Raw genomic sequence first — 15,254 nt, 5'->3', positions numbered from 1 at the left:
AGGGGGAAACCGACCATGGCGTCCACAGCGGCGTACGGCACATGGCCGTCACCGATCGACGCGGCGCTGACCGCGTCGCACGACGGCAGGCCGGAGTTCGCCGGCACCGTCGGCGACGAAGTGTGGTGGACGGAGCCGCGCCCCGCCGAGGGCGGCCGCCGCGCCCTCGTACGCCGGAGGGCCGACGGCACCACCCGGTCCGTGCTCCCCGAACCGTGGAACCCCCGCAGCCGCGTCATCGAGTACGGCGGGGTGCCGTGGGCCGGTGCGCCGCGCGAGGAGGGCGGGCCCCTGGTCGTCTTCGTCCACTTCCCCGACCAGCGGCTGTACGCCTACGCGCCGGACGGGCCCGACGAACCGTGGCCGCTCACCCCCGTGTCGGACCTCGGTGGCGGACTGCGCTGGGTCGACCCGCAGCTGCACCTCGGACGCGGTGAGGTGTGGTGCGTGCTGGAGGAGTTCACCGGCGCCTCGCCCACCGATGTGCGGCGCGTGATCGCCGCCGTGCCGCTGGACGGATCGGCCGCCGGGGACCGCGACGCCGTCCGCGAACTCACCGACGACCGGAACCGGTTCGTCACCGGGCCCAGGCTGTCGCACGACGGCCGCCGGGTCGCCTGGATCGCCTGGGACCACCCGGGGATGCCGTGGGACGGCACCGTCGTGAAGATGGCCGACGTCACGGCCGACGGCGACTTCACCGGGGTCCGGCCCCTGGTCGGCGACATCGACGAATCCGTCGTCCAGGTGGAGTGGGACCGCGACGGATCGCTGCTCTTCGTCTCGGACGTAGGAGGCTGGTGGGAGCTCCAGCGCCTCAGGCCGGACGCCGTCGCCGGCGCGGTCGTGCCCACCAGCCGTCTCTGCGGCGGCCGGAGCGAGGAGTTCGGCGGGCCGCTGTGGAAGATCGGACTGCGCTGGTTCCAGCTCCTGGACAACGGCCTGATCGCCGTGATCCACGGCCGGGGCACCACCGCGCTCGGTGTGCTCGACCCGGAAACCGGTGAACTCGTCGACGCCGTAGGCCCCTGGACCGCGTGGGCGGAGACGCTCGCCGTGCAGGACACCAGGGTCATCGGCATCGCCGCGAGCCCCCACAGCTCGTACGAGGTGGTGGAGCTGGACACGGCCACGGGACATGCCCGGACCATCGGCGCCCCCCACCAGGACGCGGTCGACCCCGCCTACCACCCCGAACCGCTGATCCGCACCTTCACCGGACCGGCGGGCCGCGAGATCCACGCCCATGTGTACCCGCCGCGCCACCCCGAACGCACCGGCCCCGACGGTGAACTCCCGCCCTACGTCATCTGGGCGCACGGCGGCCCAACCGGCCGCGCCCCGCTCGTACTCGACCTGGAGATCGCCTACTTCACCTCCCGGGGCATCGGCGTGGCGGAGGTGAACTACGGCGGCTCGACCGGCTACGGCCGCGCCTACCGGGAACGGCTCCGCGGACAGTGGGGCGTCGTCGACGTGGAGGACTGCGCCGCCGTCGCCCTGGGGCTGGCCGAGGAGGGCCACGCCGACCGCGACCGGCTGGCGATCCGGGGCGGGAGCGCCGGGGGCTGGACCGCGGCCGCCTCCCTCACGCGGACCGATGTCTACGCCTGCGGAGCGATCAGCTACCCGATCCTCGACCTGGAGGGCTGGGCGACCGGTGAGACGCACGACTTCGAGTCGCGGTACCTGGAGTCGCTCGTAGGTCCCTACACCGAGGTGCCCGAGCGCTACCGGGAGCGCTCGCCCGTCAACCACCCGGACGGGATCACCGCCCCGTTCCTGCTGCTCCAAGGGCTTGACGACCCGATCTGCCCGCCCGTCCAGTGCGAGCGCTTCCTCGCCGCGACCGAGGGGCGCGGGATTCCGCACGCCTACCTCACCTTCGAGGGGGAGGGCCACGGCTTCCGGCGCGCCGACACGGTGAGGCGCGCCCTGGAGGCCGAACTCTCCCTGTACGCGCAGACGTTCGGAATCGACCGCCCCGACGTGCCACGGCTGGAGCTGAAGAAGTGACGCTGGAGCCCCTCGCCCGCCCGGCCCGGCTGCGGCCCGGTGCCAGGGTCGCGGTCGTCGCCCCCAGCGGTCCCGTGCCCCCCGAACGGCTGGAGCGCGGCCTCGACCTGCTGCGCGGCTGGGGCCTCGACCCCGTCGCCGCCCCCCATGTGCTCGACACGCATCCGGAGCTGGACCACCTCGCCGGCACGGACGAGGACCGTGCCCGGGATCTCCAGGAAGCCTGGTGCGACCCGTCCGTGGACGCCGTGCTGTGTGCCAGGGGAGGATTCGGCGCCCACCGCATGGTCGATCTCCTGGACTGGCCCGCGATGCGGGCAGCCGGGCCCAAGGTGTTCGTCGGCTACAGCGACATCACCGTGCTGCACGAGGCCTTCGCCCTGCGGGCCGGGTTCTCGACCCTGCACGGCCCGATGGTCGCCACCGAGGTCTTCCTGAAGGACGCGGACACCCAACAGGCCCTGCGGTCCACCCTGTTCGAGCCCGAGTCGATGCAGACCCTGGGGCTGGACACGGCGGTCGCGCTGGTGCCCGGTACGGCCCCGGGGGTCACCTACGGCGGCTGTGCCACCCTGCTCGCCGCCGACGCAGGCACCCCGCGCGCCCGGACCTCGGTCCGGGGCGGGCTGCTGGTGATCGAGGACACCGGGGAGGAGCCGTACCGGCTCGACGGCGTCCTCACCCGGCTGTTGCGCATCGGCGCCCTCGACGGGATATCCGGTGTGGTGTGCGGCTCCTGGGAGGGCTGCGGCCCCTACGAAGGGGTGCGGGCCGTGCTCGCCGACCGGCTCGGGGGGCTCGGGGTCCCGGTGGTCGAGGAGCTGGGCTTCGGCCACGGCCCCACGGCGCTGACCGTCCCCCTCGGTGTGCCCGCGGTGCTGGACGCGCCGGCCGACGGCGGCCGTTGCACCTTGACCTCCCAGGTCCCGGCGCTGGTCTGACGGTCCGGCGGGCCGGGCGCGGTCGCGGGCCCGTCCCGGAAAACTCCGCCCACGTGCGTTGACAGCGGTATGAGGTGTGTCACACCATGGGCCTGGCCCGGTACTTACCGGTCGGTAATGTGTCCTCGGTGTGGAGGTCCATGTGTCGCGAGCTGTGCCCAGATTCCGCCGTCCCCGTCCACTCGCCCTGCTCGCCGGGGCGGCGCTTCTCGCCCCGCTCGCTCTGACCGGCGCCCCACCCGCGTCCGCGGCCGACCAGTACACCGTCACCCCACTGGAGTTCACCGTGCGGGCCGGCGACCGGTCATGCACGGTCGACGCCGACCTCTACCGGCCGGCCGGAGTCGACGCGCAGCACCCGGCCCCGGCCGTCCTCGCCACCAACGGCTTCGGCGGCAGCAAGTCCGACGGCTCCACCGACGTCATCGGCAAGGCCTTCGCCGAACGCGGCTACGTCGGACTCGTCTACTCGGGGCTGGGCTTCGGCAAGTCCGGCTGCCTCATCACGCTCGACGACCCCGCGATCGACGGCAAGGCGGCCTCCGGGCTCCTCGACTTCCTCGCCGGTACCCGCGCCGCCGACGACGGCACCAAGGCCGACTACGTCACCACGGACGCACCCGGCGACCCGGTGGTCGGCATGATCGGCGGCTCGTACGGCGGGGCCATCCAGATGGCGACCGCCTCCGCCGACCACCGCGTGGACGCGCTCGTCCCGCTGATCACCTGGAACGACCTGGCGTACTCGCTCGCCCCGAACGCCGCCGGAGCGACCCGGGGTGTCTCCTCCGACACGCCCGGCGTCTTCAAGTGGCAGTGGACCAACGGTTTCTACCTGATGGGCGAGGGCCAGCCGCTGCTCGTCCCCAGCCTCGACCCGTCACGCTTCGGCAGCCTCGGGTGTCTGCACTTCGCCGCGCAGGCGTGCGACATAATCCGTCTCCTGAACTCCGGCCGCTATCCGGCCGACGCGACCGAGGAGATGCTGACGTACGCGCGGAGCGTCTCGCCGGCGTCCTACCTGTCCGGTGTCACCGCGCCCACGCTGCTGGTCCAGGGCCAGGCCGACAGTCTGTTCAACCTCAACGAGGCCACGGCCACCTACCGGGCACTCGAGGCCCAGGGCACCACGACGAAGATGATCTGGCAGGCCTGGGGTCACAGCGGCGGCTCCGTGCCCGGCGAACTCGACCTGGCCACGGGCAATCTGGAGACCAGCTACGTCGGACAGCGCATCCTCGCCTGGTTCGACCGCTACCTCCACCACTACGAGTCCACCGCCACCGGACCCGAGTTCGCCTACTACCGCGACTGGGAGAGCGGCTACGGCACCGCGGCCGCCGTCCCCGCCCTGTCCCGGACCATGTACCTCTCCGGTGACGGCGCCCTGGTGGACAGCCGCTCCGAGGTCACGCGCGGCAGCCGGCAATACACCAACTGGCTCCTGCCGACCAGTCACTCCGAGAGCTCCCTCGCCGGACTCATCGGGCTGTCCGACCCGGCGCCGTACGACACCAAGGGCACCTACCTCGGCTGGACCAGTGCGCCGCTGACCACGCCGGTGGATGTCGTCGGCGCGCCCAAGGCCACCCTGAAGGTCGTCTCCCCGAAGACGGAGCGGGTCCAGAACAGCGGCGACGCCGCGGACAAGCTGACCCTGTTCGCGAAGGTCTACGACGTGGCGCCCGACGGGACCCAGAAGCTGGTGAACCGCCTGGTCGCCCCCGTCCGCGTCCCCGACGTCACCCGCGCCTTCACCGTCGAGCTGCCCGGCATCGTGCACCGGTACGAGACCGGGCACCGGCTGCGGTTCGTGATCGCCGCGAGCGACACGGCGTACTTCGGCAACCGGGGCATCAAGCCGGTCACCGTGGTCAGCGCCCCGCAGGACACCGGCGTACTGGAGCTGCCCGTCATCGGCTGACCGTCACCCGTACGGCCCTGCTCCACAGCTCCCCGGACCCGGGACGGCGCCATCCTGGGTCCGGGGACCGCCGTTCCCGGCCCGGCACCAGGACGAGCGAAAGGGCAGCGCATGAGCCCCAAGGACGTATCGAGCGGCACCACGAGCGCCTTCGCGCCGGCCCGGATCGCCGTCATCGTGCTGGCGATCTTGGCGATCGTCTTCATCTGCGTGAACACCGCCGAGGTCACCATCCGCGTCATCATCCCCAAGGTCACGATGCCGCTCTGGGCGGCACTGCTGGGCGTCTTCCTGGCGGGCGGGCTCTGCGGGGCCTATCTGTTCCGCAGGCGGGCGGCGCGGTAGGGGAGGGCCCGGACCACGGCCACCCGCTCCGTCCTCGCGCCACCGGGACTGGGTGCGGCAGCCTGAAAGGTGTCGCCGGGGGTACGCGCGTCTCATCACCCGCTACGTGTACCGGACGGCAGCGGGCGGCTGAGGAGGATGCGAACGTGCGGACTGTCGGTGTCGAGGAAGAACTGCTGCTTGTCGACGCGGAAAGCGGTGATGCCCGCGCGCTGTCGTCGGCGGTGCTGGCCCTGGCGGAACGCCGGGCCGAGGGGGACTCCGTCTTCGAGTCCGAACTGCACGACCAACAGCTGGAGTTCGCCACCGAGCCACGCGCCGTGATGGACGACCTCGCGCAGGAGATCCGCCGCTGGCGGGCGGAGGCCTCGCACAGCGCGGCCGAGGCCGGCGCCGCCGTGGCGGCCCTGGCGACCTCACCGCTGCCGGTCAGCCCCTCCATCGGGGAGGACGAGCGGTACCGGTGGCTGGCGGAGCGGTTCGGCCTGACCGCACAGGAGCAGCTGACCTGCGGGTGCCACGTGCATGTATCGGTCGAGTCGGACGAGGAGGGTGTCGCCGTACTGGACCGGATGCGGCCCTGGCTTCCGGTCCTGCTGGCACTGAGCGCGAACTCCCCCTTCTGGCAGGGACAGGACACCTCGTACGACAGCTACCGGAGCAGGGTGTGGGGCCGCTGGCCGTCGGCCGGCCCGGTGGAGGTGTTCGGCTCGGCGGACCGCTACCACGAGCAGGTCCGGCAGCTGGTCGGCACCGGTGTCCTGCGCGACGAGGGAATGATCTACTTCGACGCGCGGCTCTCGCACCGCTACCCCACGGTGGAGGTCAGGGTCGCGGACGTGTGCCTGGACCCGGCGGACACCGTGCTGCTCGCCACGCTCGTGCGCGGCCTGGTCGAGACGGCGGCGCGTGCCTGGCGGGCCGGTGACCCGCCGGACCCGGCCCCGGTCAGCGCGCTCCGCATGGCCGCCTGGCAGTCCGCCCGCTCGGGCATGGAGGGGCGGCTGCTCCATCCCCTCACCATGCGCCCCGAGCCGGCCGCCGACGTCGCGGGCGCCCTGCTCACCCATGTGGGTGACGCGCTGGAGGACAGCGGTGACTTCGCGGCGGCGGACAAGGCGCTGCGGACCCTGCTGGCGCGGGGGACCGGGTCCCGGGCCCAGCGTGAGCTGCTGGGGGGCTCGGACAGCCTCCGGACCGTCGTGACCGAGTGCGCGGCCAGGACCCGGGGCTGACCGCCCGCGCGTGCACGGGGCGGCCCGGGCGGTCACCCGGCGGGCCGCCCGCCCTCCGCATCGGCGTCGACCGCCTCGGCCAGCCGTTTCAGCATGGTGCGGTGCCTGATCTGGAGGACCGCGTCGAGGGCGACGTTGTGCAGGGTGCCGCCGAGCCCTTGCAGTGGGTGCTCGTCGAGCAGCACCAGGGTCTCGTCCCCCCAGGGGCGGATGTCGAACGCGATGCGCGCCGTGCCCAGGAACCCGCTGTACACCTCCAGCTCCAGCACTTCGGGCCGTACCAGACGGCGCACGGTGGTACGGCCCTGGAAGTCCTTGGGACCGAGCCGCAGGGTGTACTCGATGGAGGAGCCCACCTCGGGCCACCGGCCTTCCAGGAGGCGGGAGTCATGTGTTCCCACCACCCATCGGCCGTACTGCTCCGGTTGTTCCAGTACCGACCACAGAGCCTGGGGCGGGTGGTGAATCAGCTGGTGGCGAATGGCCATGGACGCCTCCACACACGGACATCGGACGGGCGGGAACGGCGGTGGTTTCACCGGAAATGCTACGTGCCCCACCCGCAGCCGACATGTCGGAGCCGCCTCCGCCGGAGCCGTCCCGGCACTCACCCGAACGGCCTAACGGGGCTCCGGCCGCCCCATCGGCGGGCCGCCGCGCCCGTGCGGCCGCGGGCACCGGTGATCCGCCCGAAGTCCTGTTCACCGTCCGAGCGGGCGGGCAGTAGAACGGAAATGCACCATGCCGGCGAACCCACCCCGAAGAACTGAGGAGGGCGCATGCGCGCACTCACCTGGCAAGGACGGCGGGACGTCCGTGTCGAGACGGTCCCCGACCCCGTGATCCAGGATCCGACGGACATCATCGTCCGGATCACGTCGAGCGGTATCTGCGGATCGGACCTCCATCTGTACGAGGTACTCGGCCCCTATCTCGCGCCCGGCGACATCCTCGGGCACGAACCGATGGGCGTGGTGGAGGAGACGGGCCGCGAGGTCACCGCCGTCAAGCGCGGGGACCGCGTCGTGGTCCCGTTCAACGTCTCCTGCGGCGACTGCTTCATGTGCGACCAGGGGCTCCAGTCGCAGTGCGAGACCACCCAGGTCCGTGAGTACGGGAGCGGCGCCGCCCTCTTCGGATACACCAAGCTCTACGGGCAGGTGCCCGGCGGACAGGCCGAGCTGCTGCGCGTCCCGTTCGGCAACACCCTGCCGGTCAAGGTCCCGGACGGCCCGCCCGACGACCGGTTCGTCTATCTGTCGGACGTCCTCCCGACCGCCTGGCAGGCCGTGGAGTACGCGGCCGTGCCCCCCGGCGGCAGTGTGACGGTCCTGGGGCTCGGCCCGATCGGCGACATGGCGGCACGGATTGCCCTGCACCGGGGCGCCGGCCTGGTCATCGGCGTGGACCTGGTCTCCGACCGCCTTCAGCGGAGCGCCGCGCGGGGCGTCCGGACCCTGGACCTGCGGGAGTACGGCAAGAACCTCCCGGACGCCGTGCGCGATCTCACCGACGGACGCGGCACGGACGCCGTCATCGACGCCGTCGGCATGGAGGCGCACGGAGCGCCCGTGGCCAAGGCGGGGCAGTGGGCCGTGGGCATGCTGCCCGACAAGGCGGCGCGCCCGCTCATGGAGCGCGCGGGCATCGACCGCCTCAGCGCCCTGCTGACCGCGATCGACGTGGTGCGCAGGGGCGGCACCGTGTCCGTCTCCGGCGTCTACGGAGGCGCCGTGGACCCGCTGCCACTGCTCAAGATGTTCGACAAGCAGATCCAGCTGCGGATGGGGCAGGCCAACGTCAGGAACTGGGTGCCCGACCTCCTGCCGCTGCTCGTCGACGACGATCCGCTCGGGGTGGACGGCTTCGCCACCCACCACCTCCCGCTGGCCGACGGGCCGAAGGCGTACGAGACTTTCCAGCAGAAGGCGGACGGCATGGTGAAGACCCTGCTCAGGCCGTGACCGACCTCGACCCGTGGCAGGAGGAGCGATGACGAACGCACCCCGGGGCCTGCGCGTCGTGGTCACCGGCGCCACCGGAAACGTGGGGACCAGTGTCGTGCGGGCCCTGGCGGACGACCCCTCCGTGGCCTCGGTCCTCGGCCTGGCGCGACGGCGGCCGGAGCTCGCCGTGCCCGGCGTGGAGTGGGGCACGGTGGATCTCGAACACGGCGACAGTCCACGAAGGCTGGCGGAACACCTGGCCGGCGCCGACGCCGTCGTCCATCTGGCCTGGCGCTTCCAGCCCACGCACGACCCCGTCGTCACCTGGCGGAGCAATGTCGAGGGCTCACTGCGGGTCTTCGGCGCGGTCCGGGACGCGGGCGTGCCGGTGCTGGTCCACGCCTCGTCGGTGGGCGCCTACTCGCCCGGGCCGAAGCAGGAGCCGGGGGTGGACGAGCAGTGGCCCACGCACGGGTGGCCCGATGCGGCGTACTGCCGGGAGAAGGCCTACTTGGAACGCGTACTGGACACCTACGAGCTGCGGAACCCCGGGATCAGGGTGGTGCGTATGCGCCCGGGGTTCCTGTTCAAGAGGACGGCGGCGAGCGAACAGCGCCGGATCTTCGGCGGCCGCCATCTGCCGGGAGCCCTGCTCCGCCCCGACCTGCTGCCGTTCGTCCCCGATCTGAAGGGGCTGCGCTTCCAGGTGCTGCACACGGATGACGCTGCCGAGGCGTACCGGCTCGCCGTCACGAACGACGTCCGGGGCGCCTTCAATCTTGCCGCGGACTCCGTGACCGACGCCCGGCAGCTCGGCGAACTGCTCGGTGCCCGTGTCGTGCACGCCCCGACGGCACTGGTGCGGAGCGCCCTGGCCGCCGCGTGGCGGGCCCATGCCGTACCCGCTTCCCCGCATCTGTTCGACGCCGTGCTGCGGCTCCCGGTCATGAACAGTGCCCGGGCCCGGGAGGAACTGGGCTGGCGGCCCGCGTACTCGGCGACCGAGGCGCTGACCGCCTTTCTGCGCGGAGTCTCCCGTGGCGAGGGGGAGGACACCGCCCCGCTGGCAGGCAGCCGGTGGCGGTGAACGCACCGGTCTCTGCCGGGCAGCCCTCCGAGGTGACGGGGCGTCAGGGTCTGGTTCCGGCCTCCCGGTTCCCCGGCTGAGCCGGCCCTTCACGGATCGGGGAGACACGCATGGGCCGGAGCGGTGAGGATGGGCCGCATGCGCACACTCGTGGTCCTCGACGCCCCTTCGAACCTCGGGCTGCGGCCCCCCGCCCCCGGGACCGTCCCGGGCTGCTACAAACTGGCCGGCGCGCTCCGTGAGCAGCGGATCGTGCAGCGGCTCGGAGCGTTCGAGGGCGGTGTCGTCGTACCGCCGCGCTACGACCGCGGCGACTGGCAGGAGGGCGACGGCGTCTTCAACGCCGCCGCGATCGCCCGCTACACCCGGACCCTCGCCGACCGCATCGAGGGGCACGTCAGGGCCGGTGAGTTCCCGGTCGTCCTCGGCGGCGACTGCTCCATCCAGCTCGGCGCCACCCTCGCCCTGCGCCGCATCGGACGGTACGGGCTCGCCGCGATCGACGGTTCGGCGGACTTCCGGCACCCGGGCAACAGCGACCGGATCGGCGCGGCGGGCGGCGAGGAACTGGCCCTGTCCACCGGACGCGGGCAGGCCGATCTCACCGACCTCGAAGGGCTGGGGCCGTACCTCAAGGACGAGGACATCCGGCTCTTCGGCATGCGTGACCAGGACGAGGACCGCGCCGAGATGTCCGCGCTGAAGATCTCCAACGCGACGGTGGGGGAGATCAGGGAATGGGGGCCCGCCGACATCGCCCGCGCCGTGGTGCAGACCCTGGAGGTCCCCGTCCTCGACGGCTTCTGGGTGCACCTCGACGCCGATGTGCTCGACCCGGCCGTCATGCCCGCCGTCGACAGCCCCGACGACGGAGGCCTGTTCCCCGACGAACTCGCCACGATCCTGCGGACCCTGGTCCGGTCACCGCGCTGCGTCGGTCTCAACGTGACGATCTACGACCCCGATCTGGACCCGGACGGCACAGCCGGCGCGCTGCTCACCGACCTGGTCGTCGGCGCGTTCGCCGAGGAGCCGACGGGCTGAACACGTCAGGCGGGCACGTTCCGGTCGACGTACTCGAAAACCGAGCCGTCCGGGTGCAGGGCGATCAGATTGCGGCCCGCCGGGGTGGGGACCGGGCCCGCGACGACCTTCGCGCCCACCCGCGTCAGCGCCGCGTGCGCCTCGTCGACGTCCTTGACCGCGATGGTCGCCGACACCTTGCGCAACACCTCCAGCTGCGACTCGGGGCCGCTCATCAGCAGGAAGCAGCCGATCGCGGCAACCGAGACCCCGCCGCGCTCGAAGCGCTGTGCCGGAGTGCTGGTCAGGCCCTCGTAGAAGGCCACCGCGGCCTCCAGGTCGTTTACACAGATACGCAGCGTGGTTCCCAGGATCTCCATGCACACGAGGGTAGTTGCCGACCCCGCCGGATGTGATCGGTTCCCGGCGCCGCTGCGCGGATCACGCCCGGCAGAGCACCTCGCCGTGGGGCACCATGAACCACCCGTCGGGCTCCTCGCCCCATGCGCGCCAGGCCTCCGAGATGGCCGTCAGCTCTCCGGCGCTCGCGTGCCCGCCCTCCACCGCCAGCTTCGCGTACACGGACGCGGTCGTGCGGTCCGCCCACAGGCCGCTCCACCAGGCGCGGTTCTCCGGGGTGGCGAAGCACCAGGCCGCCGCTGTCGGGGTGATGTCGGTGAAACCCGCCTGCCGCGCCCAGGAGAGCAGCCGGCGCCCGGCGTCCGGCTCGCCGCCGTTCGCGCGGGCCACCCGGCCGTACAGCTCCAGCCACTCCCGCATCCCGGGCACCTCCGGGAACCAGGTCATGGCCGCGTAGTCGCTGTCGCGGGCCGCGACGACGCCGCCCGGCCGGCAGACCCGCCGCATCTCGCTCAGCGCCAGCACCGGATCGCTGACGTGCTGGAGCACCTGATGGGCGTGGACCACGTCGAAGGAGTCGTCGGGGAAGTCCAGGGCGTGGACGTCCGCCGTGGTGAACTCCACGTTGCCGACGCCGCGTTCGGCGGCGTTCCGCGCCGCACGCTCCAGCACCTCGCTGCTGGTGTCGACCGCCGTCACCCGGCCGGGCGCCACCAGGGCAGCGATGTCCGCCGTGATGGTGCCCGGCCCGCAGCCCACGTCCAGAACCGCCTGGCCCGGGCGGAGTTCGCCGATCAGGTAGGCCGCCGAATTGGCGGCGGTGCGCCATTGGTGCGAGCGCAGCACCGACTCGTGGTGGCCGTGTGTGTAGACCGCTGGTTCTTTCGGCATGGCCGTACGTCCTCTCTCGGACCTCAGTCGCAGGCGATGAGTCGACGGTACGCCGCGATGTCGCATCCTGAGATAGGCGTCTCATGATGTGGTCGTCGGTGGTCTCCCGCTACACCGGCATCGGGCAGTACACTGTCAGCGCCTCGGGCAGCTTGTCGATCAGCAACTCCGTCCCGGAATGGGCCACTTCGCCGTCGTACGCGTAGGGCGTCCCCGGCGCGAGACCGGCGAGCCGCACCCTGCGGCGCCGTACCGCGGCGTGGACGGGCGACCGGCTGAGCGGTCCGGCGATCGCTGCGGCGAGCAGTCGGAGTCCGGGGGTGCGGCCGCCGTGCACCACGCGTACGTCCAGCAGGCCGTCCGCCAGATTGTGGCGGCGGCCCGGGGCCGGGCCCACCCGCTGGAACAGCCCGTTGCCGATGAAGAGCAGCCACAACGGCCGTCGCTTCCCCTGGAGTTCAGCCGTCAGCGGGCGCGAACCGCGCAGCGCCTCGAAGGCCGCGAGCACCCCGGCGGGCCAGCCGCCGATCCGGGGGGCCCAGTGCTCCCGGGTCCGCACGAGTTCCGGATACACGCCCAGGCTGAAGGCGTTGAGGAAGTAGCCGTGCGCCCCGCCCGGTCCGTGCGGCCCGGGCCGGAAGCGGCCCAGGTCGACCCGGACCGCGTCGCCCGTGGTCAACGCCGTGACCGTGTCCTGCACGGTCTCGATGCCGAGGTCGTACGCGAAGTGGTTGAGAGTCCCGCCGGGGAACACGGCGAGCGGCAGGCTGTGGGTCGCCGCGACGGCCGCCGCCATGTTGACCGTACCGTCGCCTCCGCAGACACCCAGGGCCTTGCCCTGCCCCGCCGCCTTCTCCAGGCATCCCGGCAGATCGGCGGGAGCGCACTCCACCGTCTCCGCGAGCGGCAGCGCGTCGCGGATCATCGTCGCCGCCGCGGTCGCGGAGCCGGACTCCCGGTTGACGACCACCACGAGACCTTGGCCCGCCGCCAGCGCGGGGGCCTCGGCCGGCGGGCGGCCCGGGGCAGGGAGCTGCCCACGGGTCGGTACGACGCCCCGCAGTGCGAACGCGGCTCCGACGCCGAGCGCCGCACCGGCCAGCACATCGCTCGGATAGTGGACCCCGGTGTAGACGCGGGAGGCCACCACTGCCGCCGCCACCGGGGCGACGACCGCGCCCCAGCCCTTCGACTCCATGGCGACGCCGGTCGCGAAGGCCGCCGCGGACGCGGCGTGCCCCGACGGGAAGGACGTGGTGAACGGCTGCCGCTTCAGCTGCCTTATGACCGGAACCAGATCCACTATCGGGCGCTCCCTGCGCACCGCTCCCTTGCCCACGGTGTTGATGGCCGCCGAGGCGACGGCCAGCGAGGCGACCCCGCGCAGTGCCGCCCTGCGGGACCGCGCGCTGGAGCCCAGCGCCGCCATGCCCGCGGCGGCTCCGAACCACAGCAGCCCGTGGTTGGCGCTGCGGCTCAGCCGTGGCAGGACCGGTTCGGCGCCGGGCCAGTGTCTTTCGGCCACGCGCTGGAACGCGGCGAGATCTCGCTGGTGGAACCACGCCCGCCAGCGGCCGGGGGAGGAGAAGCTGCTCGTTGTCGACATGGGACAGCGAATACCCTGCGGCCGGGCGGTGAACCAGGAGGCGCGCACAGCGAGCCCCGTCGAATCCCGCGGAATCGGGAGAGATGCGGGGAATCGTCCCCGCCCCGCCCACTCCGGGGCGCCGAGGACATTGCCCGGACAAGATTCCTGCCGCTAGCCTGCGTTCGTGATTCCGGTCATTGACCGGAGTGTCGAACGAGATTGGCGGGCGATCATGGGACGACTCGTCCCTGCGGTGACCAGGGCGCTGGATGTTCTCGAGCTCTTCCTCCAGGGCGAAGGAACGCTCTCGGCCCCCGAGGTCACCCGCAAGCTCCAACTGCCGCGTACCACCGTGCACGAACTGCTCACCACGCTCGCCGCGCGGTCCTATCTGGTCACGGTCCCGGAGCAGCCGGGCCGCTACCGGCTGGGCGTGCGCACCTACCAGCTGGGCAGCCGCTACGCCGAACAGCTCGACCTGGCGGCCGAGGGGCAGCAGGTGGCCCGTGAGGTCGCCGAGACCTGTGGCGAGACGGTACACGTGGCGATCCTGGAGGACACCGAGGTCATCTACATCGCCAAGGTGGACTCCACCCACGCCGTCCGCATGGTCTCGGCCGCCGGCCGGAAGCTGCCCGCGCACTGCACCTCCGTCGGCAAGCTGCTCCTCGCGGCACTTCCGGAGGCGGAGCTCGACGCCCGCCTCGACGGACGCGAGCTCATCGCCATGACCGACAACAGCCTCACCGACGCCACGGAGCTGCGGGAGGCCCTCGCCGTCGTCCGCAAGCGGGGCATCGCGGTGGAGCACCGGGAGTCGAACCCGGACGTGAGCTGTGTGGCCGCGCCCGTCCGGGACCGCTCCGGCCGTGTCGTCGCCGCGCTCTCCATCTCGGTGCCGATGATCCGCTGGAGCGAGGAGCGCGAGGCGGAACTCGCCCAGCTCGCGGCGGGCGGTGCCGACGCGCTGTCCGGCCGGCTCGGACACCACCGGCCGCAGATATGAGGCCGGCCCTGGAAGTGGCCGTGCGTGAGCGGGCCGAGCTGGGTGAAGGCCCCACCTGGGACCCCGCCACCGGGCGGCTGATCTGGGTCGACATCCTCTCGGCCCGCGTCCACACCTATGACCCGTCGACCGGCCGCCGCACGGTCATGGCCACAGGCCAGCACGTCGGGGCGGCGAAACCCCGGGCCGGCGGCGGCCTCGTGGTCGTCCTGCGGGACGGAGCGGGCCTGTACGACGCGGCGGGTGCCTTCTCCTGGCTGGTCCACGACCCCGTCCCCGGCCGGCGGGGCAACGACGCGGCCGTGGCACCGGACGGCGCCCTCTGGGCGGGCACCATGCGCTACGACGAGGCGGAGGGGGGCGGCACCCTGTCCCGCATCGCCCCGGACGGCACGGTCAGCCGGGCCCTGGATTCGGTGACCGTCAGCAACGGCACCGGATGGAGCCCCGACGGCCGCCTCATGTACTACGTCGACACCACCACGCGGCGCATCGACGTCTTCGACGTGGACGGGGAGCGCGTCCTGAACCGGCGCCCCCTCGCCGAGATCGAGCAGGGCGCCGGGTGGCCCGACGGGCTGACGGTGGACGCCGACGGCTGCGTGTGGGCCGCCTTCTGGGACGGCGCGGCGATCCGGCGCTACACCCCCGACGGCCGGGTGGACCGGGTCGTGGCCCTCCCGGTCCGCCGGCCCACGGCGTGCGCGTTCGGCGGGCCCGGCCTCCGCGACCTGTACGTGTCCACCGCCCGGACGGGCCTGGACTCCCCGCACCCGCTGTCGGGCTCCCTGCTCGTGCTGCCGGACATGGGGCAGGGGCTGCCGGGGACGCCGTTCGCCGGATGAGCGGGGCGGGTGGACGGCGTGCGTATTTCTGCCGCCTCCGGGGCCGG

General features: G+C 72.7%; 14 protein-coding genes. 10 read left to right on the top strand and 4 right to left on the bottom strand.

Going from position 1 to position 15,254, the window contains the following annotated elements:
• The first annotated feature begins 15 nt into the window (after positions 1 to 15).
• The 5 genes from ACIP63_RS24080 to ACIP63_RS24060 all read left to right on the top strand — a co-directional run bounded on the left by ACIP63_RS24080 (position 16) and on the right by ACIP63_RS24060 (position 6,461).
• The gene (locus tag ACIP63_RS24080) at positions 16 to 2,016 is read left to right on the top strand and encodes a S9 family peptidase (protein ID WP_401519049.1); all 2,001 of its coding nucleotides are present in this window, start codon (positions 16 to 18) and stop codon (positions 2,014 to 2,016) included.
• Complete coding sequence (locus ACIP63_RS24075; RefSeq protein WP_401519046.1) at positions 2,013 to 2,957, top strand: LD-carboxypeptidase; 945 nt, start codon at positions 2,013 to 2,015, stop codon at positions 2,955 to 2,957. The genes ACIP63_RS24080 and ACIP63_RS24075 overlap by 4 nt, the downstream gene beginning before the upstream one ends.
• 130 nt (positions 2,958 to 3,087) lie before the next feature.
• A complete protein-coding gene (locus ACIP63_RS24070) occupies positions 3,088 to 4,881 on the top strand; it encodes a CocE/NonD family hydrolase (protein ID WP_401519044.1) in 1,794 nt (597 codons plus the stop codon).
• 111 nt (positions 4,882 to 4,992) lie between these two features.
• Positions 4,993 to 5,226, top strand: coding sequence for a DUF1049 domain-containing protein (locus tag ACIP63_RS24065; protein WP_401519042.1), 234 nt, complete (start codon positions 4,993 to 4,995; stop codon positions 5,224 to 5,226).
• A gap of 146 nt (positions 5,227 to 5,372) precedes the next feature.
• The gene (locus tag ACIP63_RS24060; RefSeq protein WP_401519039.1) at positions 5,373 to 6,461 is read left to right on the top strand and encodes a glutamate--cysteine ligase; all 1,089 of its coding nucleotides are present in this window, start codon (positions 5,373 to 5,375) and stop codon (positions 6,459 to 6,461) included.
• Positions 6,462 to 6,493: 32 nt separating this feature from the next.
• Here ACIP63_RS24060 and ACIP63_RS24055 read toward each other — a convergent pair whose 3' ends face one another.
• Positions 6,494 to 6,949, bottom strand: a complete 456-nt coding sequence (locus tag ACIP63_RS24055; RefSeq protein WP_401519036.1) for an SRPBCC family protein — start codon at positions 6,947 to 6,949, stop codon at positions 6,494 to 6,496.
• A 291-nt stretch (positions 6,950 to 7,240) separates the two neighbouring features.
• Here ACIP63_RS24055 and ACIP63_RS24050 point away from each other — a divergent pair, with 291 nt between their 5' ends.
• The 3 genes from ACIP63_RS24050 to ACIP63_RS24040 all read left to right on the top strand — a co-directional run bounded on the left by ACIP63_RS24050 (position 7,241) and on the right by ACIP63_RS24040 (position 10,538).
• Positions 7,241 to 8,425, top strand: coding sequence for an alcohol dehydrogenase catalytic domain-containing protein (locus tag ACIP63_RS24050; RefSeq protein WP_401519033.1), 1,185 nt, complete (start codon positions 7,241 to 7,243; stop codon positions 8,423 to 8,425).
• A 28-nt stretch (positions 8,426 to 8,453) separates the two neighbouring features.
• The gene (locus ACIP63_RS24045; RefSeq protein WP_401519032.1) at positions 8,454 to 9,494 is read left to right on the top strand and encodes an NAD-dependent epimerase/dehydratase family protein; all 1,041 of its coding nucleotides are present in this window, start codon (positions 8,454 to 8,456) and stop codon (positions 9,492 to 9,494) included.
• A gap of 138 nt (positions 9,495 to 9,632) precedes the next feature.
• The gene (locus tag ACIP63_RS24040; protein ID WP_401519029.1) at positions 9,633 to 10,538 is read left to right on the top strand and encodes an arginase family protein; all 906 of its coding nucleotides are present in this window, start codon (positions 9,633 to 9,635) and stop codon (positions 10,536 to 10,538) included.
• A 5-nt stretch (positions 10,539 to 10,543) separates the two neighbouring features.
• On the opposite strand, the gene ACIP63_RS24035 is transcribed toward ACIP63_RS24040, so the two are convergent.
• The 3 genes from ACIP63_RS24035 to ACIP63_RS24025 form a co-directional block, all read right to left on the bottom strand.
• A complete protein-coding gene (locus ACIP63_RS24035; protein WP_401519027.1) occupies positions 10,544 to 10,897 on the bottom strand; it encodes a VOC family protein in 354 nt (117 codons plus the stop codon).
• Positions 10,898 to 10,958: 61 nt separating this feature from the next.
• Complete coding sequence (locus ACIP63_RS24030; protein WP_401519026.1) at positions 10,959 to 11,768, bottom strand: class I SAM-dependent methyltransferase; 810 nt, start codon at positions 11,766 to 11,768, stop codon at positions 10,959 to 10,961.
• Between the two features lie 109 nt (positions 11,769 to 11,877).
• The gene (locus ACIP63_RS24025) at positions 11,878 to 13,374 is read right to left on the bottom strand and encodes a bifunctional phosphatase PAP2/diacylglycerol kinase family protein (protein ID WP_401519023.1); all 1,497 of its coding nucleotides are present in this window, start codon (positions 13,372 to 13,374) and stop codon (positions 11,878 to 11,880) included.
• Positions 13,375 to 13,588: 214 nt separating this feature from the next.
• On the opposite strand from ACIP63_RS24025, the gene ACIP63_RS24020 reads away from it, so the two are divergent.
• Complete coding sequence (locus ACIP63_RS24020; RefSeq protein WP_104783834.1) at positions 13,589 to 14,362, top strand: IclR family transcriptional regulator; 774 nt, start codon at positions 13,589 to 13,591, stop codon at positions 14,360 to 14,362.
• Positions 14,359 to 15,207 carry an SMP-30/gluconolactonase/LRE family protein gene (locus ACIP63_RS24015; RefSeq protein WP_401519022.1) on the top strand — a complete coding sequence of 283 codons (849 nt, stop codon included), beginning with the start codon at positions 14,359 to 14,361 and terminating at the stop codon, positions 15,205 to 15,207. Before ACIP63_RS24020 ends, ACIP63_RS24015 begins: the two co-directional genes overlap by 4 nt.
• Positions 15,208 to 15,254 lie beyond the last annotated feature (47 nt).

Source organism: Streptomyces sp. NPDC088746, from assembly GCF_044751065.1.
Classification (GTDB): domain Bacteria; phylum Actinomycetota; class Actinomycetes; order Streptomycetales; family Streptomycetaceae; genus Streptomyces.
Note: the sequence above shows the minus strand (reverse complement) of the source record. Positions and strands in the feature narration are given on the sequence as shown.